This window comes from Pinisolibacter aquiterrae, assembly GCF_019160155.1.
GTDB classification, from domain to species: domain Bacteria; phylum Pseudomonadota; class Alphaproteobacteria; order Rhizobiales; family Ancalomicrobiaceae; genus Pinisolibacter; species Pinisolibacter aquiterrae.
Map to the genome: position 1 here is coordinate 334,200 of NZ_JAFNIH010000041.1, position 23,449 is coordinate 357,648.

General features: G+C 69.9%; 24 protein-coding genes. 11 read left to right on the top strand and 13 right to left on the bottom strand.

Going from position 1 to position 23,449, the window contains the following annotated elements:
- Positions 1 to 59: 59 nt before the first annotated feature.
- A complete protein-coding gene (locus J3S89_RS17025; RefSeq protein ID WP_217928998.1) occupies positions 60 to 1,025 on the bottom strand; it encodes a LysR family transcriptional regulator in 966 nt (321 codons plus the stop codon).
- A 183-nt stretch (positions 1,026 to 1,208) separates the two neighbouring features.
- Between J3S89_RS17025 and J3S89_RS17030 the strand changes: the two genes are divergently transcribed.
- The 9 genes from J3S89_RS17030 (at position 1,209) to J3S89_RS17070 (ending at position 9,876) form a co-directional block, all read left to right on the top strand.
- Positions 1,209 to 2,363 (top strand): NAD(P)/FAD-dependent oxidoreductase, encoded by a 1,155-nt coding sequence (locus J3S89_RS17030; protein ID WP_230489180.1) that lies wholly within the window; start codon positions 1,209 to 1,211, stop codon positions 2,361 to 2,363.
- Entirely contained in the window at positions 2,360 to 2,620 is a 261-nt protein-coding gene (locus J3S89_RS17035; protein WP_217929000.1) for a 2Fe-2S iron-sulfur cluster-binding protein, read from the top strand. The genes J3S89_RS17030 and J3S89_RS17035 overlap by 4 nt, the downstream gene beginning before the upstream one ends.
- On the top strand, positions 2,607 to 3,941 hold the full coding sequence (locus tag J3S89_RS17040) for an FAD-dependent oxidoreductase (protein ID WP_217929001.1): 1,335 nt from the start codon (positions 2,607 to 2,609) through the stop codon (positions 3,939 to 3,941). The genes J3S89_RS17035 and J3S89_RS17040 overlap by 14 nt, the downstream gene beginning before the upstream one ends.
- Positions 3,942 to 3,951: 10 nt before the next feature.
- Positions 3,952 to 5,349 carry an aldehyde dehydrogenase family protein gene (locus J3S89_RS17045; RefSeq protein WP_217929002.1) on the top strand — a complete coding sequence of 466 codons (1,398 nt, stop codon included), beginning with the start codon at positions 3,952 to 3,954 and terminating at the stop codon, positions 5,347 to 5,349.
- Positions 5,350 to 5,366: 17 nt separating this feature from the next.
- Positions 5,367 to 6,122, top strand: coding sequence for a 4-hydroxy-tetrahydrodipicolinate reductase (locus J3S89_RS17050; protein ID WP_217929003.1), 756 nt, complete (start codon positions 5,367 to 5,369; stop codon positions 6,120 to 6,122).
- Complete coding sequence (gene dapA / locus J3S89_RS17055) at positions 6,119 to 7,030, top strand: 4-hydroxy-tetrahydrodipicolinate synthase (RefSeq protein ID WP_217929004.1); 912 nt, start codon at positions 6,119 to 6,121, stop codon at positions 7,028 to 7,030. Before J3S89_RS17050 ends, dapA begins: the two co-directional genes overlap by 4 nt.
- A gap of 167 nt (positions 7,031 to 7,197) precedes the next feature.
- Complete coding sequence (locus tag J3S89_RS17060) at positions 7,198 to 7,863, top strand: amino acid ABC transporter permease (protein ID WP_217929006.1); 666 nt, start codon at positions 7,198 to 7,200, stop codon at positions 7,861 to 7,863.
- A 5-nt stretch (positions 7,864 to 7,868) separates the two neighbouring features.
- Entirely contained in the window at positions 7,869 to 8,648 is a 780-nt protein-coding gene (locus tag J3S89_RS17065; protein ID WP_217929008.1) for an amino acid ABC transporter ATP-binding protein, read from the top strand.
- A 169-nt stretch (positions 8,649 to 8,817) separates the two neighbouring features.
- On the top strand, positions 8,818 to 9,876 hold the full coding sequence (locus J3S89_RS17070) for a saccharopine dehydrogenase family protein (RefSeq protein WP_217929010.1): 1,059 nt from the start codon (positions 8,818 to 8,820) through the stop codon (positions 9,874 to 9,876).
- 127 nt (positions 9,877 to 10,003) lie between these two features.
- Here the strand turns inward: J3S89_RS17070 and J3S89_RS17075 are convergent, their stop codons facing one another.
- From J3S89_RS17075 to J3S89_RS17085, 3 genes are read right to left on the bottom strand one after another with little or no spacing between them, the layout of a single operon-like run.
- A complete protein-coding gene (locus J3S89_RS17075) occupies positions 10,004 to 11,350 on the bottom strand; it encodes a TRAP transporter large permease (RefSeq protein ID WP_217929012.1) in 1,347 nt (448 codons plus the stop codon).
- Positions 11,347 to 11,913, bottom strand: a complete 567-nt coding sequence (locus J3S89_RS17080; protein WP_217929013.1) for a TRAP transporter small permease subunit — start codon at positions 11,911 to 11,913, stop codon at positions 11,347 to 11,349. Before J3S89_RS17080 ends, J3S89_RS17075 begins: the two co-directional genes overlap by 4 nt.
- Positions 11,914 to 11,971: 58 nt before the next feature.
- Entirely contained in the window at positions 11,972 to 13,009 is a 1,038-nt protein-coding gene (locus J3S89_RS17085) for a TRAP transporter substrate-binding protein (RefSeq protein ID WP_217929014.1), read from the bottom strand.
- A gap of 192 nt (positions 13,010 to 13,201) precedes the next feature.
- Here J3S89_RS17085 and J3S89_RS17090 point away from each other — a divergent pair, with 192 nt between their 5' ends.
- Positions 13,202 to 13,687 carry a MarR family winged helix-turn-helix transcriptional regulator gene (locus tag J3S89_RS17090; RefSeq protein ID WP_217929015.1) on the top strand — a complete coding sequence of 162 codons (486 nt, stop codon included), beginning with the start codon at positions 13,202 to 13,204 and terminating at the stop codon, positions 13,685 to 13,687.
- 63 nt (positions 13,688 to 13,750) lie between these two features.
- On the opposite strand, the gene J3S89_RS17095 is transcribed toward J3S89_RS17090, so the two are convergent.
- The 9 genes from J3S89_RS17095 to J3S89_RS17135 all read right to left on the bottom strand — a co-directional run bounded on the left by J3S89_RS17095 (position 13,751) and on the right by J3S89_RS17135 (position 21,549).
- On the bottom strand, positions 13,751 to 14,719 hold the full coding sequence (locus J3S89_RS17095) for a PDR/VanB family oxidoreductase (protein WP_217929016.1): 969 nt from the start codon (positions 14,717 to 14,719) through the stop codon (positions 13,751 to 13,753).
- Positions 14,720 to 14,846: 127 nt separating this feature from the next.
- A complete protein-coding gene (locus tag J3S89_RS17100) occupies positions 14,847 to 15,353 on the bottom strand; it encodes an aromatic-ring-hydroxylating dioxygenase subunit beta (protein WP_217929017.1) in 507 nt (168 codons plus the stop codon).
- Positions 15,350 to 16,618, bottom strand: coding sequence for an aromatic ring-hydroxylating oxygenase subunit alpha (locus tag J3S89_RS17105; RefSeq protein WP_217929018.1), 1,269 nt, complete (start codon positions 16,616 to 16,618; stop codon positions 15,350 to 15,352). The genes J3S89_RS17100 and J3S89_RS17105 overlap by 4 nt, the downstream gene beginning before the upstream one ends.
- A complete protein-coding gene (locus tag J3S89_RS17110) occupies positions 16,615 to 17,193 on the bottom strand; it encodes a nuclear transport factor 2 family protein (RefSeq protein WP_217929019.1) in 579 nt (192 codons plus the stop codon). The genes J3S89_RS17105 and J3S89_RS17110 overlap by 4 nt, the downstream gene beginning before the upstream one ends.
- A gap of 120 nt (positions 17,194 to 17,313) precedes the next feature.
- Positions 17,314 to 18,468: an amidase gene (locus J3S89_RS17115; RefSeq protein WP_217929021.1), complete on the bottom strand. Its 1,155-nt coding sequence runs from the start codon at positions 18,466 to 18,468 to the stop codon at positions 17,314 to 17,316.
- A 188-nt stretch (positions 18,469 to 18,656) separates the two neighbouring features.
- Positions 18,657 to 19,157, bottom strand: coding sequence for a flavin reductase (locus tag J3S89_RS17120; RefSeq protein ID WP_217929022.1), 501 nt, complete (start codon positions 19,155 to 19,157; stop codon positions 18,657 to 18,659).
- A gap of 37 nt (positions 19,158 to 19,194) precedes the next feature.
- Positions 19,195 to 19,935 (bottom strand): SDR family NAD(P)-dependent oxidoreductase, encoded by a 741-nt coding sequence (locus J3S89_RS17125; protein WP_217929023.1) that lies wholly within the window; start codon positions 19,933 to 19,935, stop codon positions 19,195 to 19,197.
- Between the two features lie 73 nt (positions 19,936 to 20,008).
- Positions 20,009 to 20,368: a hypothetical protein gene (locus J3S89_RS17130; protein ID WP_217929024.1), complete on the bottom strand. Its 360-nt coding sequence runs from the start codon at positions 20,366 to 20,368 to the stop codon at positions 20,009 to 20,011.
- Between the two features lie 17 nt (positions 20,369 to 20,385).
- The gene (locus tag J3S89_RS17135) at positions 20,386 to 21,549 is read right to left on the bottom strand and encodes an acyl-CoA dehydrogenase family protein (RefSeq protein ID WP_230489178.1); all 1,164 of its coding nucleotides are present in this window, start codon (positions 21,547 to 21,549) and stop codon (positions 20,386 to 20,388) included.
- A gap of 730 nt (positions 21,550 to 22,279) precedes the next feature.
- Here J3S89_RS17135 and J3S89_RS17140 point away from each other — a divergent pair.
- Positions 22,280 to 23,425, top strand: a complete 1,146-nt coding sequence (locus tag J3S89_RS17140) for an ABC transporter substrate-binding protein (protein ID WP_230489177.1) — start codon at positions 22,280 to 22,282, stop codon at positions 23,423 to 23,425.
- Positions 23,426 to 23,449 lie beyond the last annotated feature (24 nt).

A 23,449-nucleotide genomic window follows, 5' to 3' on the forward strand; every position in this document is an offset into this window, starting at 1 on the left:
GGGCAAGTTTTGAGCGTGACCGCATTTCGAACAATGCTAGAAAGCCCGGTCTTCCTATGTCATTTCTTGTATGAAGCCGCGCGCGCCGACGCCCCCAGGCTCGAAGCCGTGGCCGCGTCTTCGCCGACCGCCTCCTCGAGGACCTCGCCGACCAGACGGCCGCGGCAGATCTCGAACAGATCTTGCACCGCCGGATTGTTGCGCAGATAGCCGGCGCAACCGAAATAGACCCGAACCTCGGGCAGGTTGGTCAGTTTGACCGAGACGACCTCGGTGTCGTCGGGGCCGACGCACCAGGTCGGGATCACCGCGAAGCCGAGCCCCTCCTCGACGCAGCGTTTGACGCTGGAACTGCCGGATGTCGAGATCGTCGGATGGGCCGGCGCGCCGCCGCGTCCGAGGAAGTCCATGGCGTGGTTGCGCAAGGTCTGGCCCGGCTCGAAGGTGACGAAGGGGCGCCCGCGCGCCCAGTCCGGCACCTCGTCGACCGCCGGCGGCGGCCCCCAGGATCGCGGATAGACCAGCGACAGCCGATAGGTGCCGAGCAGGCGCTGCGGCACCACCGGGTCGCCGAAGTAGCGCTCCGACAGACACACGTCGAGGCTGCCGTTCTTGACCATCTCGGCGAGCACGGTGTCGCGCTCGAACACCGACATTTCCGTGTCGGGATGACGATCGCGGAATTCCGCGAGGATCCTCGGAAAGAGAAAGAAGAAGATCGCCTGCGGCATCCCCACCCGCAGCGTCGAACGCTGGTTCTCGAGCAGAAGCGTCAGCCTCTCCAGCATGATGTCGAGTTCGGGATCGAGCAGATTGTAGAGCGAGCGGCCGCGCGGCGTCAGGGTGACCTGCTTGGCCCCCTGTTCGGAATCGATCAGCTTGTCCTTGAGGATCTGTTCCAATCGACGCACGTGATTGGCGGCGGACTGATAGCTGAGGTTCAGCTCGCGCGCCGCGGCCGAAAACGAGCCGCGCCGGGCCACATGATAAAACGTCTGAATGAGCGTCAGGCTTATCTTGGCCATGGCATGTCTCGACCTCGTCCGCGTTCGATAGGGCGGCGGCGCAACGGCTACGATACAAAAAACGCGAGGAGAGCGGGCCGCGTTCTTGTATCGACAGAAGAGGGGGGCGAACCGACACTTTCCGGCGAAGGTTCGGACAGTGTGGATGGTTCCAACGTGGCTTCGTCGTCTCCAAGACCCCCCGTGGTGATCGTCGGTGCCGGGATCGTCGGCGTCTCGACCGCATATTTCCTGAAACGGGCCGGCGTGTCGGTGCGGCTCGTCGAGGCCCGCGCGCCCGCCGCCGCCGCCACCGGCGCCGCCGACGGTGCCGTCTCGGTCGCCTCCAAACGGCCGGGGCCGATGATGGCGACCGCCACCGCCGGGATCCGACTGTATCGCGAGCTGACCGCCGAGGGAGTCCTCGACGGCCTCTTCTTCACACGTTCGACCTTCCTCGTCGCCGTCGACGACGCCGAGGCCGAGGTGCTGGCGACCCATGCCGCCGCGCTTGCCGCCTCCGGCGTCTCCGTCGAGCGGCTGACGAACGAGCGGCTGCGTGCTCTCGCCCCCTCGCTCTCGGCCGACGTCCGCGCCGCCGCCGAGGTCCGCGAGGAGGGGCACGCCATCGGCTACGAGATCGTACGCCGGCTCATCGCCCGCGCCGGCCTCGCGGTGGAGCGCGGCGTCCGCGTCGACGCGCTCGTCGCCGATCCGCGGACCGGCCGCGTCACCGGCCTCGACACCGGCGCCGGCCGCATCGAGGCGGAGGCGGTGGTGATCGCCGCCGGTGGCGGCTCGGCCGATCTCCTCGGGCTTTCGGGCGTGTTGCGTGCGCGTCGCGGTCAGCTGCTGGTCACCGAACGCGCCCCCGCCCTCAACGCCGGTCTGCCCGGCGCGATCATGTCGGCGCGCTACCTGCTCAGCAAGGCGAGCGCCCCCGGCGCCGCGCCCGCTGCCTCCGCGCGCGGCTACGGCCTCGTGATCGATCCCCTGCGCACCGGCCAGTTCCTGGTCGGCGGCACCCGCGAGAACGACGCCGCCCGCCCCGACACCGACGCCGAGGCGGTCGCCCACATCCTGCGCGACGCGCTGCGCCTCGTCCCCGGCCTCGCCTCGGTGCGCCTGTTGCGCACCTTCGCCGGACTGCGCACGGCGGTGGTCGACGGCCTGCCGCTGGTCGGCGCCGTGCCCGGCCGTGCCGGTCTCCACGTCGCCACCGGCTTCGAGGGCGACGGCATCTGTCTCGGCCCGCTGATGGGCCGCTCGATCGCCCGCCTCCTCCTCGGCGAGGACCCCGGCGTCGATCTCGCCCCCTTCGACCCCGCCCGCTTCCGCGAGGGGAGGGCGGCCGCATGACCGCGTCGACCTTCCTGTTCCGGGGCGCCGCCGTCCCGTTCCGCCCCGGCGAGACCATCGCCGCCGCGCTGACGGCGGCGGGCCTGCGCACCTTCGGCCTCGATCCGGCCGGCCGTGAGACCCGCTATTTCTGCGGCATCGGCGCCTGTCAGGCCTGCCTCGTGCGGGTCGACGGCGTCCTCGTCGAGGCCTGTCTCACCCCGGCACGCGCGGACGGGCGCGTCGAGCCCGCGGAGGATCGTCATGACCGATCCTGACCTCCTGGTGATCGGCGGCGGCCCCGCCGGCATCGCCGCCGCCGTCCGCGCCGCCGACGCCGGCGCCTCGGTGATGCTGGTGGAGATGCGCCCGGCGCTCGGCGGGGCCTTCCATCGCCGGCCGATCGAGGGTGTCGAGCCCTGGCCGATCGGCCGCGAGGGCGAACGCCGTTGGGCGCGCCTCGACGAGGGGCTGGTCCGGACCGGCATCGTCCCCCGCCTGCGCACCGCCTTCCTCGGCCTCGACGGCGCCGGCGCGGCCCTGCTCGAGGACCGCGTCGCCGGCCGGGTCGAGGCATGCCACCCGCGCGCGATCATCCTCGCGACCGGCGCGCTCGAGAGCGTGCGGCCGCGTCCCGGCTGGCATCGGCCCGGCGTCGTCACCGCCGGCGGTCTCCAGGTGATGATGAAGGAGACCGGCCGCATCCCCGAGGGGCGCATCCTTCTCGCCGGCTCCGGCCCGCTCCTGATCGCGCTCGCCGGCCAATTGACCGCCCGTGGCCGTCCGCCGGTGGCGGTGGTCGAGGCGGCCGATCCCTTCACCGAGATGGTGGCCGGCCTCGGCCTTCTCGCCCATCCGCGCCACCTCGCCGAGGCCGCCGTCCATCTCGGCCGGCTCGCCCTCGCCCGCGTGCCCTGGCGCCGCGCCACCGTGCTCGAGGCCATCACGCCGAAGGGTGACGCCTTCGAGGTGCGGCTGCGAGATCGGCGCGGCCGCCGGACGACGCTCGAGGTCGATCACGTCGCCCTCCACGACGGCATCCGTCCCAACGATCACGGCCTGCCGGCGGCGAACGAGACGCCCGGTGCCGGTCCGATCGTCGTCTCCGCCGGCGACGGCCGCGAGGTGCTCGGCGTCGTCGCCGCCGAGATCGACGGCGAGCGCGCCGCCGACCGGGCGTTGGCCCTGATCGACGGCCGCCCCGAGGCGACCCGCGACCATCTGCGCCGTCTCGCCCGCGAGCGCCACGCCCAGGCCGTGCTCGCCCGCGTCTTCGCCCCGGCCCGCCCACTCGATCCGCTCGAGACCTTGCCCGACGACACCGTTCTCTGCCGCTGCGAGGGGCGCACGGTCGGCGACCTGAAGGTCCTCTTCACCGGCGCCGACACGCCCGCCGGCCGCGAGATCAAACTGACCGGACGCTTCGCCATGGGCCTCTGCCAGGGACGCTTCTGCGCCCATTGGGTGGCCGAGGCGAGCGCCCGGCTCGGCCCCGACGCCCCCGCGCCCAGGCCCCGCGACCTGACCGGCGACCGCTGGCCGGCCCGCCCCGTTCCCATCGCCGCCCTGGCGGCCGTTCCCGACGCACCGAAACGATGACGAGGTCTCCATGGTCTTCCCCCAGCGCTTGACGATAGAGGGTTCCACGACGCTGTCCGTCGCCAGCCCCTTCGACGGCCGGCCGATCGGCGAAGTGCCGCTCGCCACGCCCGCCGACGTCACGGCGGCGGCCCTGCGCGCCAAACGCACCCAGGCCGACCTCCGCCGCTCCACCCCGGCGGTGCGCCGCGCCCTCCTCGGTGCGCTCGCCGACGCGATCGCCGCCGATGCCGAAAATCTCGCGCAAATCCTCTGCGGCGAGGTCGGCAAGACCATCCGCGAGGCGCGAAACGAGGTCCGCCGCGCCGGCAACACGCTGCGCCTGTCGGGCGATGCCGCCACCTTCCTCGACGGCGAGGTGCTCCATTGCGGCATCGTCGAGGGCGGCGCCGACCGCCTCGCCCGCATCACCTGGGAGCCGGTCGGCGTGGTCGGCGCGGTGACGCCCTTCAACTATCCGCTCAATCTCCTCTGCCACAAGCTCGGTCCGGCGATCGCCGCCGGCAACGCGGTGGTGGCGAAACCCTCGCCCAAGGCGCCGCTCGCCGCCGCCCGCCTCGCCGAACTCGCGGTGAAGGCCGGCTGGCCCGAGGACCTGTTCCAGATCGTCCACGGCGGCGCCGAGGTCGCGGTCGCGCTCGCCCGCGCGCCGATCGATCTCCTCTCCTTCACCGGCGGCCCGGCCGGCGGCCTCGCCCTCAAGAACGCCTCCGGTCTGGTGCGCTGCCTGATGGAACTGGGCGGCAACGATCCGCTCTTCGTCCTGCCCGACGCCGACCTCGACCGCGCCGTCGAGACCGTGATCGGCCACCGTTTCGAGATCGCCGGCCAGAGCTGCGCCGCCGTCAAGAAGCTCTATCTGCACGAGGACGTCGCGGACGCCTTCCTCGACCGCCTGCTGCCGGCGGTCGCGGCCCATCGCTTCGGCGATCCCGCCTCGCTCGACACCGACATGGGTCCGGTCATCGATGCCGCCGCGGCGGCGGAAGTCGAGCGCCGCATCGCCGCGACGATCGCCGGCGGTGCCCGCCTCCTCACGGGCGGCACGCGCGACGGGACGCTGGTCGCCCCGACCGTCCTCGCCGACGTCGCCGTCGACGCGCCGGTGATCGCCGACGAGACCTTCGGGCCGATCGTCGCCGCCCGCACCTTCGCCGATCCGGCCGAGGCGATCGCGGAAGTCAACGCCGGCTCCTGGGGCCTCCAGGCCGGCGTCTTCACCAACGACCACGCGGTGATCAAGCAGTTCTCGCGCGATCTCGTCGTCGGCGGGGTGATGATCAACGAAGGTCCGGATTTCCGCGCCGAACACGTCCCCTTCGGCGGCGTCAAGGGCTCCGGCCTCGGCCGCGAGGGCGTACGCGTCACCTTGCGCGAAATGTCCGAGACCAAGGTCGTCATCGACTGAGAACGGGAGGAGACGTCATGCGCATCGGTGTGATGGGCGCATCCGGCCGGGTCGGCCTGCGCGTGGTCGAGGCGATCCTGGCGGACCCCGGCCTCGAACTCGCCGCCGCCCTGGTCTCGCCGACCTCGAGCCGGATCGGCATGCCGGTCGCCGGCGGTATCCTCGAATATCGGCCGATCGAGCCGTCGATGAACTGTCACTGCGACGTCTTCGTCGACTTCTCGACGCCGACCGCCTCGCTCGCCCTTCAGGATTCGATGGGCGAGAAACCGATCCCGGTGGTGATCGGCACCACCGGCTTCGACGCGGTCCAAGAGGCGGCGCTCACCCGCCACGCCGCCCGCCGCCCGCTCCTGATCGAACCGAACTTCGCTCTCGGCTTCGATGGGTTCGAGGCGACGGTCGCCGATTGGGCGCGCCGCGACCCCGGCGCCGCCGTGACCGTCACCGAGACCTATCACGCCCGCAAGAAGCCCGAGCCCTCGGGCACCTCGCGCCGCATCGCCGCGATGATCGACCGCATCCGCCGCGAGGCGACCGGCCTCGACTTCGGCCCGCCGCCGATCCTCGTCCGCCGCGAGGGCGACGTGGTCGGCACCACCGTGGTGCGCTTCGACCTCGGCACCGCCGAGATCGTCCTCACCCATGCGGTCGCCTCGCTCTCCGCCTTCGCCGACGGCGCTCTCGCCGCCGCTCGCCGCTTCGTCTCCGTGCCCCGGTCTCCGGGCCGCTACGGCCTCGACACGCTTCGAACTCCAGAGGATCCCCGATGATCGACCAGACCGAGAAAGACCGCTGGGCCGGTGTCTTCACCGCCCTCGTCACCCCGTTCCGCGACGGCGAGATCGACCTTCCCGCCTTCGACGCCCTGGTCGAGCGCCAGATCGTCGCCGGCGTCGCCGGGCTCGTGCCGGTCGGCACCACCGGCGAGGCCGCGACCCTCTCCGACGCCGAGGCGGTCGCCCTGATCGAGCGCACCGTTCGCATCGCCGCCGGCCGCGCCCTGGTGGTCGCCGGCGCCGGCTCCAACGATACCGGCAAGACCGTCGCCAAGGTGCGCGCCGCCGAGAAGGCCGGCGCGGACGCCGTCCTGGTGGTGACGCCCTATTACAACAAGCCGACCCAGGCCGGCCTGATCGCCCATTACGACGCCGTCGCCGCCGCGACCGGCCGTCCGGTGATGCTCTACAGCGTGCCCGGCCGCTGCGGCGTCGAGATCGCGCCCGCGACCTGCGCCGAGCTGATGGCCCGTCGCGCCAACGTCTTCGTCATCAAGGAGGCCGGCGGCTCGGTCGAACGGGTCACGCGCCTGCGCGCCGCCTGTGGCGACGATCTGATCGTCCATTCCGGCGACGACGGCCTGACGCTTCCCTTCCTGGCGCTCGGCGCCGTCGGCGTGACGAGCGTCGTCGCCAACGTCGCCCCCGAGGCGATGGTCGCCCTGGTCGCGGCCTGGCGGCGCGGCGACCGCGCCGAGGCGCTGCGGCTCCACGAGAGCCTCGCCGATCTGATCGCGGCGATGTTCGTGGAGAGCAACCCCGGTCCGGTCAAGGCGGCGCTGGCGCTCGCCGGCGAAATCGCGCCCGACATGCGCCTGCCGCTGGTGCCGGTCGCCGCGTCGACCCGCGAACTCCTCGCCGGCCTGCTCGACCCGCGTACGGTCACCGGACGCGCGGCGTGAGGCGGGCACGGGTCGACCCCGGCCGCCGCCTATAAGAAAAGCGACAGGCTCTTCCACGGGCTTTGGATTGCGGTGGCCTCGGCCCGGCTCGATGATGGGATCGCAGGATCTCGACCGATCGGGTCGGCGCCTCGGCCGCGACGCGATCCGACAGCGGGAGTTCACGCATGACGTATCAATGGGACTTCCACGTCGTCGGACAATATCTCGACCTCTTCCTCTGGGGGCTGGTCTACACGATCGTCTACACCATCGGCTCGATCGTGATCGGCATCGTCCTCGGCGCGGCGGTGTGCGGGGCGCGGCTCTCCTCCTTCGTCGCCCTGAGGGGCATCGCCCGGGTCTATCAGGAACTCTTCCGCTGCACCCCGCTGCTGGTTCAACTGCTCTGGGTCTATTACGCGCTGCCGCTCCTGATCGGCGCCACCATCGACAATCGGGTGGCGGCGCTCCTGACGCTCGCCTGCTACGTCGGCGCCTTCTATTCGGAGATCTTCCGCTCCGGCATCGTCTCGATCGACAAGGGCCAGCGCGAGGCCGCCGCCGCCCTCGGCATGAGCCGCTCGCAGTCGCTCCGCCGCATCATCCTGCCCCAGGCGATCAAGCGGATGCTGCCCTCCTTCATCAATCAGTCGGTGATCCAGTTCAAGAACACCTCGCTGATCTCGGTCATTTCCGTCGCCGATCTCGCCTATATGGCCTCGGTGGTGAACGGCCAGACCTATCGGCCGCTCGAATCCTACACGGTCATGGCGGTCTTCTACATCGCGATGCTTCTGCCGCTGACGCAGATGGCGGACTACATCGAGAAGCGCCTGCGGGTCAGCGACTGAGGAGGATGGACATCATGACCGACACGGCCACCGACGCCCCGATCCTCGAAGCGATCGGCATCCGCAAGAGTTTCGGCCCGCTCGAAGTGTTGAAGGGCATCGATCTGTCGCTCACCCGTGGCGAGGTGGTCGCGCTGATCGGCCCCTCCGGCTCGGGCAAGTCGACCTTCATCCGCTGCATGAACATGCTGGAGACGCCGACCGACGGCACCCTCCGCTTCCGTTGTCGCGCCATCGGCGATCGGTTCGAGGATCGCGGCGACATGATCGGCATCGGCACGCTGCGCCGCCACGTCGGCATGGTGTTCCAGCACTTCAACCTGTTTCCCCACATGACGGTGCTGCAGAACGTCGTCGAGGGACCGCTCACCGTGCTGCGCGAGCCGCGCCGCGAGGCCGAGGAGCGCGCCCGCGATCTCCTCTCCCAGGTCGGCCTGTCGCAGAAGTGCGACGCCTATCCGGCCCATCTCTCCGGCGGTCAGAAGCAGCGCGTCGCCATCGCCCGGGCGCTCGCCATGCAACCCGAGGTGCTGCTCCTCGACGAGGTGACGAGCGCGCTCGATCCGGAACTGGTCGGCGAGGTACTCGCCGTCATCCGCCGCCTCGGCGAGGCCGGCATGACCATGGCGATCGTCACCCACGAGATGGCCTTCGCCGCCGACGTCGCCAAGCGCGTCCTGTTCTTCGACAAGGGTGTGGTCGCCGCCGAAGGCACGCCCGACGAGATCATCACTCATCCCCGGAGCGAGCGCCTTCAGGGCTTCCTCGCCCGGTTCCACGAATGAGACCGAGCTTCCGAAGTTTCGGCCCGTTCGAAACTTGGGAAGCGAAGGCGAGCCCGGCCGGGCGTCGGCCGGTCGGGCCGTAACGCACATGAAATTCGGACGAGTCCGAATTTCACGTGCCCCGAATGACCCCACGCCCGTCGGGCGGGGTAGGAGAGGACACGTGTCCATGAAACGCTTCGAGGTTGTGATCGTCGGCGCGGGGCGGGTCGGTCTGGCGCTCGCCGCGCGGCTGCGCGACGACGCGTTCTTCTCGGTCGTGCTGGTCGACGGGGTGCTAGACGCCGTCGATCGCGCCACCGCCCTCGGCCACGAGGCGGTGCTCTGCGACGTGATGGCCGAGCCGGAACTCCTGGCGATCCTGCGCCGGGCCGATGCCGTCGTCGCGGCGGTGCCGGAGCGGCTGGTCTCGCGCGTCGCCGCCGCCGCCGCCAAGCTCGGCATCCACCACCTCGACTTCTCCGACGCCCAGGCGACGGGCCTGCGTCGACGCGAGGCGACCGCCGACCTGCCGGCGATCTACCCCGCCGCCGGCGTCGCGCCCGGCCTCGTCGACGACCTCGTCGCCGATCTGGTCGCCCGCTTCGACACGGTCGACGATCTCGTCGTGCGGGTCGGCGCCATTCCGCGCCGGCGGATCGGCCGCCTCGGTTACGGCCGCATCTGGGACATGAAGGGCCTCGTCGGAGAATATACCCGCCCGGCCGAGGTGATCGTCGACGGCGAGATCGGCCATGTGCCGGCGCTCTCCGGCTACGAGACCTTCGACCTCGACGGCACCCCCTTCGAGGCCTTCGTCACTGCCGACGGCTCGAGCGGCCTCGCCGCCGCCACCGCCGGCAAGGTCCGCAACGCCTGTTTCAAGACGATCCGCCATCCCGGTCATCTCGACTACATGCTGTTCCTGCTCGACGATCTCGGCCTGCGCTCGCGTCTCGACACGCTGACCAACCTGCTGACCAACGGTCTGCCGCAGGTCGCCGACGACATGGTGGTGATCCACATCGGCGCGCGCGGCCGCAAGGCGGGCAAGAAGCACCAGGAGGTGGTGGTCCGGCGGATCCATTCGACACCGGCGAGCGGCCGCGATCCCGGCTGTGGCGCCCTGGCGCGCGGCGCCGCCGCCCATGCCGCCGCCCTGCTCGACGCCCTGCGCACCGGCCACCCGGCCGACGTCGCGGCGAAGGCCCCGGCCGATCGCTTCCTCGCCTCGGTCCTCGAGAGCTGAGCCGGCTCGAGGTCACCGCGAACATTCGTTCTTCACGGAAACGCCCCGCGATCTCCCTCGGGATCGCGGGGCGTCTTCTTTTCGAGGGGCGAGGCGCCGGCGGGGGCGCGGCGCGTCCTTCGCCGACTCAGCGCGAGCCTCTGGGCAGCCACAGCGCGAGGTCGGGGAAGATCCACACCAGCGCCAGCCCGAGGAGCTGGAGGAGCACGAAGGGCACCACGCCGGCATAGATGTCGCGCACCGTCGAGCCGACCGCGACGCTCTTCAGATAGAACAGCGCCGCCCCGACCGGCGGGGTCAGGAACGAGGTCTGCAGGCACACCGCCAGCAGGATCGCCACCCACACCGGATCGAAGCCGAGGCCGACGACGATCGGCATCACCAGCGGCGCGACGATCAGCACGATCTCCATCCAGTCGAGCACGAAGCCGAGCAGGAACACCACGAAGACGACCACGAACAGCACGCCCTGCGGCGGCAGCGGCAGCGCGGTGAGCGCCTCGGCGATCACCGTGTCGCCGCCGTAACCGCGCAGCACCACCGAGAAGCAGCTGGCGCCGAAGATCAGCGCATAGAGGAAGGCGGTGGTCTTGGCGGTCGCCCAGCAGACCTCCTTGAGCGTCTTCCAGTCGAGCCGGCCGGCGGCGAAGGCGAGCGCCGAAGCGCCGGCCGCGCCGACGCCGGAGGCCTCCGTCGGCGAGGCGATGCCGAGGAAGATCGAGCCGAGCACGGCGAAGATGAGCACCAGCGGCGCGACCAGCGAACGCGCCATCTCCAGGGCGAGCGTGCCCGCGCCGACGCGTTCGGAGGCGGGGATCGACGGCGCCCCGGCCGGGTTCACCAGCGCATAGCCGACGATGTAGATCGCGTAGAGCCCGGCCAACAGGAAGCCCGGGACGATCGCCGCGAGGAAGAGATCGCCGACCGGCAGCCGCAACTGATCGCCCATCACCACCAGCATGATCGACGGCGGGATCAGGATGCCGAGGCACCCCGTCGCCCCGACCGTGCCGAGCGAGAAACGCTTGTCGTAGCCGGCCTGGTTCATCGCCGGGATGGCGATGGTGGCGAGCAACACCACCGAGGCGCCGATGATGCCGGTCGAGGCCGCCAGCACCACGCCGATCGCCACCACGGCGAGACCGAGCCCGCCCGGCACTCGGCCGAAGGCCGAGCGCAGCGCCGAGAGCAGCCGGTCGGCGATGCCGGAACGGTCCAGCATGAACCCCATGAAGACGAACATCGACATCGGGATCAGGCTGTAGTTCGACAGCGTGTCGAACACCCGATTGGTGACGAAACTGGTGAAGCGCAGGCTGGCGTCGACCTCGACGCCCATCAGGTTCAGCACCTCGCCGAGGCCCGCGAACAGAATGCCGACGCCGCCCAGCGCCATCGCCACCGGATAGCCGGTGAAGAGAACCGCGAGGAACGAGGCGAAGAGCAGGAGAACGAGCAGGACTTCGTGGGTCACGGGTGGTCTCCCGCCGGCGTGGTTTCGGGGAGGGCGTGGCCGATCGCGTAGCGGCGGTCGCCGGTGGCGAGCACCAGGATCGAACGGATCAGCACCGCGACGCCCTGGAGGCCGAACAGGGCGAAGCCGGCGAACATCACGAATTTGACGACGTAGCGCGCCGGCAGCCCGCTCGGCATCGGCGAACCCTCGCCGAGCTGCCAGGAATAGGCGGCCATGCTCCAGGCGTGCAGAGTGAGCGTGACGACGAAGGGCAGGAACAGGAAGGCGGTGCCGAGCACCTCGATCCAGGCCTTGCTGCGCTGGGAAAAGCCGTCGTGGAAGAGATCGACGCGCACGTGCGCGTCCTCGCCGTAGGTGGCGGCCAGCGCCGTCATCACCACGACGGCGTTGAGATGCCATTGCAGTTCCTCGAGCTCGATCAGCCCGAGATTGAAGGCGTAGCGCAGAACGATGTTGACCAGGATCGTGCCGACCAGCGCGATCAGGAGCAACGACCCCAGCCGGCCGACCACGGTGGCGAGGCGCTCGACGGCGCGGATGACGGTGACGGCGACTGGCATGCGGGGCTCCCCCTCGACGGACGTGGGAAGCGGGGGAGACGCGCTCCCCCGCTCGGGATCACTTCGTGACGGCGGCCCAGGCGCCGGCCTTGGCACGATAGGCGGAGAGGCTCTCCCAGACACGCTTGAAGTCGGCGTTCTTGGCGCTCTGCTCGGCCATCACCTCGCCGGTGGCGGCCTTGAACTTCTCGAGCAGCTCCGGCGGGAACTGACGGATGGTGACACCCGCCGCCTTGAAGCCCTCGATCGCCTCGGCGTTCTCCACCTCGGTCGAGGTGACGCCCCACAGCATGGTCTCGCGGCAGGCGGTCTCGATCACGGCGTGCTGGGCCTCCGACATGGAATCCCACTTGGCCTTGTTGATGATCAGCTCGTTGATCGCCGCCGGCTGGTGCCAGCCGGGCAGGTAGTAGTTCTTGGCGACCTTCTCGAAGCCCATCGCCTTGTCGATCGCCGGCATCGAGAATTCGGTGCCGTCGATCACGCCGCGCTCGAGGTTCGGATAGATGTCGCCGCCGCCGAGAAGGACGACCGAGGCGCCGAGCTTCTTCATGACCTCACCGGCGAGACCAGCGAAGCGGAACTTCTTGCCGGCGATGGAGTCGAGGCCGGTGATCTCGCTCTTGTACCAGCCGCCGGCCTCGGCATCCATGAGGCCGCAGGGAACCGGCACGACGCCCTGCTTGGCGTAGATCTCGCGCCAGATCTCGAGGCCGCCGCCGTTGTAGAGCCAGCCGAGATATTCGACCGCGCCCGGACCGAACGGCACGCCGCCGAAGAGCTGCACCGCCGGGAAGCGGCCGGCGACGTAGAGCGGCGAGGTGTAGCCGGCGTCGAGCGAGCCGTTCTGCACCGCGTCGAAGATCTGAAGCGCCGGCACCAGCTTGCCGGCCGAATAGAGCTTGATGTCGATCGAGCCCTCCGAGGCGGTCTTCACCACCCCGGCGAAATGTTCCGCGTCGCGCCCGCTCGCCGGCAGGGTCAGCGGCCAGGCGCTCTGCACTTCGAGCTTCACCGTCTTGGCGCTGGCGCCGCCGGCGAAGCCGAAGGAAGCAACGGCGCCGATGATGAGAGAAGAGAGGATCGCAGTCTTCATGTCGTCACTCACTTTTCCAGGGGTTTGATGGAGAGGATACTGGCATGTTGCGCTTCGTTTCCGGCGTCGCGGAGGTCGTCATGGTGGGGTGTTGCTGGGAGATTCGACGAAGGGGGCTCTTGTAATTTGCTCCCGTCTGTCGGATGAAGGTTCGAACGGGACGATGATGCTTCGGAACGATTGGTGATCTCGATGACGAAAGCGACGGACAGGATCGGCGAGGAGATCGAGGCGCCGCCCTTCCGCGCCGACGACTGGCCGTTCCATTGGATCACGCGCGTCGCCGGACGTTATTTTCAGGCGATGGAGGGCGTGCTGAAGCCGCTCGGCCTCGACGTGGCGCAGTGGCGCGTCCTGATGTGCCTGGACGAACGCGGCGGCCGCTCGGTGAGCGAGATCGCCGAGATCTGCATCATCAAGCTCAACACCACCACCAAGATCGTCCAGCGCATGACCGCCGACGAACTGGTCGTCTGCCGGCCGCGCCGCCGCGACGCCCGCGTCACCGAGGTGCGTCTGACGCCCAAGGGACGGGCGCTGCAGCAGAAGGCGCGGGCGGAGGCGGAGGCCGTCTTCACCGAGGCCTTCGAGGGCCTCGATCCCGGCCGGATCGCGGCGATGAACCACCTCCTGGCGGAGGTGTCGGAACGGCTCGTCCCCCGCCGACCCGAGGCGTGAGCGGACGGGCCGATGGTCCATGTGGTGATCCCGCATCGTCCGCTCTCCGCGCCCCATGCCGCCTCACAGATCGAGCACGAGACGCGGCGTCTTCGCCCGCGAGCAACAGATCAGGATCTGGTCGCCGGCCGCCTTCTCCTCGTCGGTGAGGAAGTGGTCGCGGTGGTCCGGCGTGCCCTCGAGGACGTCGCAGAGGCAGGTCCCGCACACGCCCTCCTCGCAGGAGACCGAGATGCGGACCCCGGCCTTCTCGAGCGCGGAGGCGATGCTCTCGCCCTCGTCGACGGTGACGGTGATGCCCGAGCGCTTCGCCTCGACCTCGAAGGCGCCGCCGGAAGCGTCGACCTCGGCGTGGAAATACTCCCGGTGGATCCGCTCCTCGGCCCAACCGAGCGCGCGCGCCGAGGTGATGATCCAGTCCATGAACCCGGCCGGGCCGCAGACGTAGAGATGGGTCCCCTCGTCGGGCGCCGGCAGATCGCGTTCCGGCACCAGCGGCGCGCCGCCGATGCCGTCGTCGTGGTGCAGCACGACGCGGTCGCCGAAGCCCGGCAGCACGTCGAGGAAGGCGGTGCGCGCCTGCGAGCGGGTCGCGACGTGGAGCGCGAAGTCGCCGCCCGCCGCCGCGATCTCCGCCGCCATCGCCAGCATCGGCGTGATGCCGATGCCGCCGCCGATCAGGATCGAGCGCTTCGCGGTCGCGTCGAGCGGGAAATGATTGCGCAGCGCCTGGATCCGCAGCCGCGTGCCGGGCTTCGCGATCGCATGCAGCGTCCGCGATCCGCCGCGCGAGGCCGGCTCCAGGAGAATGCCGAGGCGCCAGCGGCGCCGATCGGCGGGATCGCCCCACAGTGAATATTGACGTTCGAGCACGGTGCCGTCGGCGAGCGGAACCGCGATCTCGACATGGGCGCCGGCGGTGAAGGCGGGCAGATCGCCGCCGTCGGCCGCGACGAGATCGAGACGCAGGATGTCGCCGCGGTCGTCGCTGCGGCTTTCGATCACGACGTCGATGGGAGAGGCGAGAGTCATCGAGCGGGGCATCCTCTGGGCCACGGCCGGTTCGGTCGCGGTCGATGGGTCGGGAAGGGGCGGGGGGCGACGGTCCGGGTCAGGGACCGCCGCTCCACGCCCACGGCCGGGCGAACCCGGCCGTTCGTCACAGAAGGTAGGAGAGACCGGCGAGCGCGTCGCCGGCGTTGATCAGGCGAACGACCTTGCGATCGAGCTTGAGGACGCCGTCGACCCGGACCAGCCGGTATTCGACGTCCGCCGCCCAGAACCGGGCCCGCTCGAACTTGTACTCGCTGACGTGCTCGGCGCAGCGCACCTCGATCGCGTCCGCCTCGCGGGCGGTGACGCGGAAGCGCGAGACCGTGCGCACGGTGGCGGCGGCCGGCGTCGAGGAGATGGCGTGGCCGGCGGTGAGCCGCTCCACCCGCATCGCCCGCATGGCGGCGTCGTCATAGGCGTAGTTGAGCGAGGCGGCGAGGTCGGTGGCGCCGGGCTCGGTCGGGATCGCGTAGATCCCGCCCTCGGTCCACAGCGCGAGCCACGCCGGGTAGTCGCGGCCGTCGAGCAGATCGGCCTCGAGCCAGATCAGTTCGCAGGCGTCCGCGAGCGAGATCGCCGAGGCGGCGGTGGGCTTTTCGAGCGTCGTGGTCATGCCTGCATCATCCTCTTCCACTGGCGATAGGCGGCGCGCATTCCGGTCTCCGCCGAGACGTCGCCGACCGGCAGGCCGTTCTCGGAGGTCGTCTCCAGGCCGACGCCGCGATTGACCATGATCGGCACGTCCGGGGCGCCGTGGACGCCGCGCTGGACGCGCGTCCAGGCTTCCGCGTCGTCGGGGCTGCCGAAGCCCATCGGTCCCTGGAAATGCTCGTGCAGACGCATCCGCATCCGATTGGCCGCCTCCGGCCCGCCGTCCATGCCGAGGCAGATGTGACGGATCTCGGTCTCCTCGACCGACACCGGACGCAGCACCCGGAAGAAGGCCATGGAACAGGCGACGTTGGGGAACAGGTTGATGTTGAAGCCGGTGCCGCCGACGGCGCGGACGATCCGGGCGACCTCCTCCGGCGAATGGGTCTTGGCCAGCTCCTCGGCGAGCGCCTTGAAGCGATCGGGGATCGGCGCGTCGAGGTTCTCCTCGAGGTCGACCAGCTCCGGGATCATCACCATCACCGAGTGACCGTTGCCGAGATCCTCGACCTTGCCGGTGCCGCCCAGGAAGGTGAACGTCTCCTCGGCCTGTTCGTCGAGACTGTCGATGAACGAGCGATGGACGATCGGGAAGTGATAGGCGTCGGTGGTGTTCTCGAGCTGGATCTTCCAGTTGCCGGGGAAGCGGAAGCGATGCTCGCCCATGGTCTTCACGGGGAAGCCGCCGCCCTGCTTCAGGAACAGGTCGATCCACGGCTTGGCGTTGCCGAGGAAGTCGGAGAGGGGCTCGATCGTGTCGTCGAAGGTCGCGAAGATCAGGCCGCGATAGTCCTCGGTCCGCAGCGCCTTGAGGCCGAACTTCGACTTGTCGAAATCGGGCGCGTAGCCGTTCTGATAGGGCACGCCGCGCAGCGACCCGTCCTGAGCATAGGCCCAGCCGTGATAGGGGCAGACATGGCTCGCCGCCTTGCCCTTGCGGCCCTCGCAGACCGTCGCGGCGCGATGGCGGCAACGGTTGACGAGGACATGGACCTCGCCCTTGCGGTCGCGCTGGACGATCACCGGCTGGCGGCCGACCCAGGAGGTGACGTAGTCGCCCGGCTGCGGCAGCTCGGAGGCGTGCGCCACCCACACCCAGGTGTGATTGAAGATCGTGTCCATCTCCGCCTCGAACAGGGCGGGGTCGGTGTACATCGACGAGGCGACGCGGTCGTCCTCGGCGAGAGCCGCCCAATCCTGGGCGGGAGGGGTGTTCGGGAGGGTCATCGATCGGTCCTCGATGTCGGAGTCGCCGTCGCGGATGCGATCGGCGCGGGGGTGGGGAAGCTCGAAGGTTGGTTCCAGTCGCCGACGGGGCGGGACCAGAGATTGGTGGTGCGGAACCGGCTCATCCGCAGCCGTCCGTCCTCGCGGGCGAAGTCGACCGCGAGATCGGCGCACATGACGAAGCTCGACCCGTCGAAGAAGGTCGGGGTCTGCAACATCAGCCAGGTGCCGTGGGCGCGATCCGCCCCCTCGACCTCGATCGTCTCGGAGGTGAGGAAATGGGCGTTGGCGCGAAAATGCGGGGTCGGGCTCTGGTAGGAGCCGATGAAGGCGGCGATCGCCGCCCGGCCCTCGTGGCGGCCGAAGGCGGTGGCGTAGCGCGAGCCGCGTCCCTGCCAGACCGCGTCACGGGTGAAGAGCGCGCCCAGTTCGTCGAGATCGCACGACCCGTCGAGCACGTCGCAGAGCCGCATGTAACGGGTGAGGCAGGCCCGCGCCGCCGTCGCCGTCTCCAGGACGTCGAGCCGCGCGGCGAGGCCGGCGAGATCGAGAGGGGCGGGGGAGGGCGCGGACATGGGGGCTCCTTGCCCGAAACGCGTGTTTCGGGCCCGAACGAGTGGCGAAGGGGATGCGGTTCGCCTCGGCGCGCGAGCGCGCCGGAGCGGTTCGACGGCGCGCGGACGCGCCGCGACGGATCAGTCGCTTCGGCCGGAGGCCGAGGCGTCGCGGTGGGCGAGGCCCGCCTCGAGCGCGGCCGCGACGGCGAGGAGACGCGCGTCGTCCCCCTTCCGCCCGACCAGTTGGATCCCGGCCGGCAGACCGCGCGCGGTCCGGATCGGCAGCGACACGGCCGGATGGCCGGTGAGATTGAAGATGCGCACCAGCGCCGTGATCGAGATCGCCGCGCGCGCGTCGGTCGCCTCCTCGAGCGTCGGCGGCACGTCGGGCATGGTCGGCAGGACCAGCGCGTCGACACCCGCGAGCGCCGCGTCGACCGCCGCGCTCACCCGGCTCCGCACCGCTTCCGCCGCCGCGAGCTCCTCGGCCGTGACCTTGGAGGCGGCGAGCAGGCGGGCGCGCACGTCGGCGCCCATGGCCGGCGAGGCGGTGAGCGCGCCGAAGGCGGCCCAGGTCTCGGCGGCGATGATCTTGATCCCCGCGTCGAAGGCGTCGACGAAGCCGGGAACGGCGCGGTCGGTCAGCGCGACGCCGCTGGTGGCGAGCGCGCCGGCGACCGCGTCCGCGACCTCCCCCGACGCCTCGACCGCGAGCGAGCCGAGCACCGGCGCATGATCGAGCGTTTCGGCCACGAAGGTCGGATCGATGATCTCCATCGCCCGGATCACCGTGACCACGTCGTCGGCGAAGGGACCGACGCAATCGAGCGAGGTGACGGCCGGCGCCGCGCCCTTGCGCGAGACCCGGCCGAAGCTCGGCTTGAAGCCGACCACCCCGCAGCAACAGGCGGGAATGCGGATCGAGCCGCCGGTGTCGGAGCCGAGGGTGAAGTCGGCGTATCCCGCCGCCACCGCCGCCGCCGAGCCGCTCGACGAGCCGCCGGGGATGCGATCGGGAAAGCGCGGGTTCAGCGCCGTGCCGGTGTGGGCATTGATGCCGGTCACGCCATAGGCGAGCTCGTGCATGTTGGCACGGCCGACGATCCGGCAGCCGGCGTCGAGGACGCGCGCCACCACCTCGGCATGTTCGGTCGCGGCGGGCGCGTCGGCGAGCGCGCCGGAGCCGCCGCGCGTGGCATGGCCGGCGATGTCGATCGTGTCCTTGATCGCCACGCGCAGGCCGTCGCCGCCGAGGTCGAACCGCTCGATCAGGATCGCGTCGTCGCCGTCCATGGGATCTCGTCCTCTTCGGCAGACGGCCCGGAAACCGGAACCATCGTGCAGCTTCGAATTAGATGAATATTACCGTAATTCGGGATACCACGTATCGTCAAGCGTCTTGTGGCGGCGATTGATGAGAAATCGAGCAGGTTGGAAATCTGCATGATCGCTCATCGCCGCCCGCGCCCGACGACGCGGGGTCATGACGCCGCGCGCGCCGCCTGGGGCAGGTGGTGATAGCCGCGATCGAAGTAGACGAGGCCGCCCGAGGCGGCGCCGCGCCGGATGTCGAGCACGTCGCAGAAGAAGACGGAATGCGTGCCGACGTCCTGGATCGCGGCGATGCGGCAGTCGAAGTTGACGAGTGCCCCGGCGAGGGCCGGGCTGCCGGTCGCGAGCCGGTCCCAGGCGACCTGTTCGAACCGCTCCTCCATGGTCACCTCGCGGGAGGCGAAGAGACCGGAGAGCCCTTCCTGATCGGCGGCCAGGAGATTGACGCAGAGCACCCCGTTCTCGGCGAAGAAGCGGTGCGTCCACGAGCCCTTGTTCTGGCAGACGATCAGGGTCGGCGGCGTGTCGGTGACCGAGCACACGGCGGTGGCGGTGAAGCCGGCGCGACCGGACGGTCCGTCGGTGGTGACGACGTTGACGGCGCTGCCGAGCAGCGCCATCCCGTCGCGAAAGCGTTTGACGTCGAGCATCCCGAGACCTCGTGGGCAAGGCGGGGAGGCGGGGTCTTCAGCGCATGAAGAGGCCGCCGTTGAGATCCCAGGCGGCGCCGGTGACGAAGCCGGCGGCCGGGGAGGCGAGGTGGACGACGGTGTCGGCCACGAAGTCGGGGTCGCCGAGCGAGCGCACCGGGATCGTCTCGACGATCTTGGCGAGCTTCTCCGCCGGCACCAGGGCATGCACCGAGGGCAGATCCATCGGCCCCGGCGCGACCGCGTTGACCGTGACGCCGGAGGCGCCCAGTTCGCGGGCGAAGATCTTGGTGAGCGTCAGGATCGCCCCCTTGGAGGAGGCGTAATGGGCGCCCGAGGCGGTGCCGCCGTTCTGCCCGGCGAGCGAGGCGAGATTGACGATCCGCCCGTATCCGGCCGCAGCCAGATGGGCGCCGAAAACCTGACAGCCGAACAGCGTGCCGCGCAGATTGACCGCCAGCACCCGGTCGAACTCCTCCGCGGTGATCTTCATCACCGGCGTGGTCGGGGTCAGCGCGGCATTGTTGACGGCGACGTGGAGCGCGCCCCACTTCGCCAGGATCGCCGCCAGCGCGGCCTCGAAATCGGCCTTCGAGGTGACGTCGAGGGCGAGCGCCATCGCGGTCTCGCCGGAGGGATCGAGCGCGGTCGCGACTTCGGCGACGCCCGCGACGGCGACGTCCGTGACCGCGACCCGGTATCCGGCGCGATGCAGCGCCTCGGCGATGGAACGGCCCAGGCCCTGGGCGGCGCCGGTGACGACGGCGACCTGTTGCATGATCGAAATCCTCTCGAGATGGCGATGGGGGCGCCCGGGGCATTCCCCGGGCGCGAGCGTCAGGCGCGGCGGCTCATTCGGGGATGACGAGTTCGCGGCCGACCCGGGCCTCGACCCGCATGTACTTCCACAGCTTGTAGGTGCCGTCGCCGACCGGCGTGACGCGGAAGAGGTTGCAGGCGGCGGTCACCGTCTCGATGTCCGGCACGTCGGCCAGCACATAGGTGGTCCACGGCCAGTTCAGCGACGGGCCGACCATGATCTGGTCGTCGTCGAGATTGCCGAGAACCTTGACGCCCGGCAGCTTGCCGATGCCGTTCATCATCGCCGAGAAGGCGACCCACACGTCCTTGGCCTCGGCCTGGGTGGCGTCGAAGAAGTTCTGGTTGACGCCGATGCAGAACAGGGTGCGGAGGGGCTTCTTGTCGCTCATGGATCGTCTCCGAAGGGTCAGAGGTAGCCGGGAAGGGGGGCGAGGCCGAACAGCATGGCGCCCGCGTTCTGGTAGGTGATGTCGCCCATGAAGGCGTGCTGGGTGACGACCTGGACGTCGCGTACCTGCGCGGCGAGCGGGCTCGCCTCGTAGACGCCGGTCATGCCGGTCAGCATCTGAGCGCGACGGGCGACGTCGGCGCCGACCCGGGTGGCATGGGTCGAGGAGAGACGCAACATCGACACTTGGTCGGGTGTCGGCGTCTCACCGGCGAGGAGCACGGTCCAGACGTCGTCGATCGCCTCGTAGAAGAAGGCCCGCGCGGCGCGCAGCTCCGCTTCGATCTTGGCCATCTCGAGCTGCACGTAGACGCGGTCGCCGAGCTTCGGCGCGCCGGTGACCGAGGCGCGGCCGGCGGCCATCGCGATCACCTCGTCGATCGCCGAACGGGCGATGCCGAGCGCCACCACGGCCAAGACCTGGGTGGCGAAGGCGAGCGCCGGGTAGCGATAGAGCGGCTCGTCGAGGCTCGCCCCGCCGCCGCGCACGAAGGTCCATTCCTCCGGCACCACCACGTTCTCGACGACGAGATCGTGACTGCCGGTGCCGAGGAGGCCCGAGACCTCCCAGTTCTTCTCGATCCGCGCCGAGGACTTCGGCATCACCGCCATGCGCGGCAGGCTCGAGCCGGTGTCCGACTTCGGCGCGATGCCGACGCCGACCACGTCGGCGCCCATCGATCCGCTCGACCAGCTCCAGCGGCCGGAGACCTGGAAGCCGCCCTCGACCCGGGGCGCCGGCTGCGGCGGGAAGATGCCGCCGGCGAAGACCACGTCGGGGCCGTTCGCGTAGAGTTTCGCCAGCGTCTCGACCGGCAGCGCGGCCAGATAGACGCCGCCGATGCCGAAGCTCGCGACCCATCCGGCCGAACCGTCGGCGGTGGCGATGGTCTCGATCAGGCGGCAGAACTCGGCCGGCGAAACCTCGTCGCCACCGAACCGCTTGGCCACCAGCGCCCGATAGACGCCGAGGGCGCGGAAGCGCTCGATGATGTCCTGCGAGATGAAGCGCTGGGCCTCGAATTCCTTGCGACGCGACCGGATCTCCGCGAGGAGGTCGGGAAGGTCGTCGGCGGGGGCGGGCGCGGCGGTGCGCAGCGACACTCGGGTCATCTTGTCCATCGTCTCCGTGTCCGGGTCGGCGTTCGTCGGGACGCGACCGCCCGGTCGCGGCGCCGGAGGCGTCGCGTCGCAAGGGTTCGTCCGGAGGAACGTCGTCGTGGGCTCGAACCCGTCGCGGGCGGACGCCCCGTTCGGGCCGTCGCTTCGATCCACGCTGTCGAGGCTGGCCCAAATTACTTGATTAGTCAAATGATCTTGGAAGCGATGAATCGGGCGTCTGCACGAATTTTCAGTCGAATCCGGGCACTCGCGGGCACCGCACAAAGCTCTCTCGAGATGGCGATGGCGGTTCTCAAAGTATTGAGGAACAACGGTTTTATAAGGGTAACCCCATAAGGGATACCACGCATTATTGCGGTGCAAATTGCGTGAAAAATACCCTGTTGCTGAAATTTGCGGCATCGCGGTACGTATAATTTCGCATCGAAAAGCAGTTCCTCCTGTTGACGGGGTCCGGGGATCGCGGTTTGATGTCCGTGAAATCACGGATCGAGAGAAAACGACCTCCCGAGCCGTGGTCCTCCCGAGGGAGGAAGCGTCCCCGATGGTTCGGGGTACGGTCGACGTACCAGGTGAAAACGATTGTGGGCTCGAGGCCCGCGAGGCTTCGGCGTCGCGGGTGGACGACGACCCGTGTCCGCTTCTCCGCCGTGCCTCGGCCGACCGATCGCACTCCACCGCCTTCGTCCGCCCGTCATGCTCGGCCGACGACCATACGAGGAGAAGTCCTTTGATCGCCAAGCCTCTCGCCCTCTCGCTCCTCCTCGGCGCCCTCGCCGTCGTCCCGGCCGCCGCCCAGGTCAAGATCGGCGTCGTGACGTCGTCGTCGGGCCCGATCGCGCTCGTCGGCATTCCTCAGAAGAACAGCGTCGCGCTGCTGCCGAAGTCGGCCGGCGGTCAGTCGATCGAATACATCGCCCTCGACGACGCCTCCGACCCGACCGCCACCGTCACCGCCTTCAAGAAGCTGATCTCGGAAGAGAAGGTCGACGCCATCATCGGTCCGTCGGGCACGCCGAACGCCATGGGCGTGATCAACTTCGCCGCCGAGAGCGGCACGCCGATGCTCGCCCCGGTCGGCAGCGCCGCGATCATCCTGCCGATGACCGAGCCGAAGAAGTGGGTGTTCAAGACCACCCAGAACGACGGTCTCGTCGCCGACAAGCTGATCGAGCACATGGTCAAGACCGGCATCAAGACGGTCGGCTTCATCGGCACCGCCGACCCCTACGGCGACAACTGGCTCAAGGTCTTCACCGAAGGCGCCACCGCCAAGGGCATCAAGGTGGTCACCGCCGAGCGCTTCCAGCGTCAGGACACCTCGCTGACCGCGCAAGGGCTCAAGGTCACCGCCTCCCGTCCCGACGCGGTGCTGATCGCCGCCCCGGGGTCGTCCTCGGTGCTGCCCGAGACGACGCTGTTCGACCAGGGCTATCGCGGCAAGATCTACCAGACCCACGGCGCCGCGCTGCCGGACTTCCTCAAGCTCGGCGGCAAGAAGGTCGAGGGCACCATCCTCGCCGCGTCGCTGATGCTGGTTCTCGACGACATCCCGGACACCAACGTCTCCAAGAAGCTCGCCGTCGACTACGTCGCCGCCTACGAGAAGGCCTACGGCACCAAGCCCGCCACCTTCGGCGCCAACGTCTACGACGCCGGCCTGATGCTCCAGAGCGTCATCCCGGTCGCCCTGAAGACCGCCAAGCCCGGCACCCCCGAGTTCCGCGCCGCCCTGCGCACCGCCCTCGAGGGCGTCAAGGAACTGGCCGGCACCCAGGGCGTCTACAACCTCTCGCCCGAGGACCACTCCGGCTTCGACCAGCGCGGCCTCGAGCTGATCACCGTCTCCGGCGGCCAGTGGAAGCTCCTGAAGTGACGCGACCGGGAGGGCGGTTCGCCG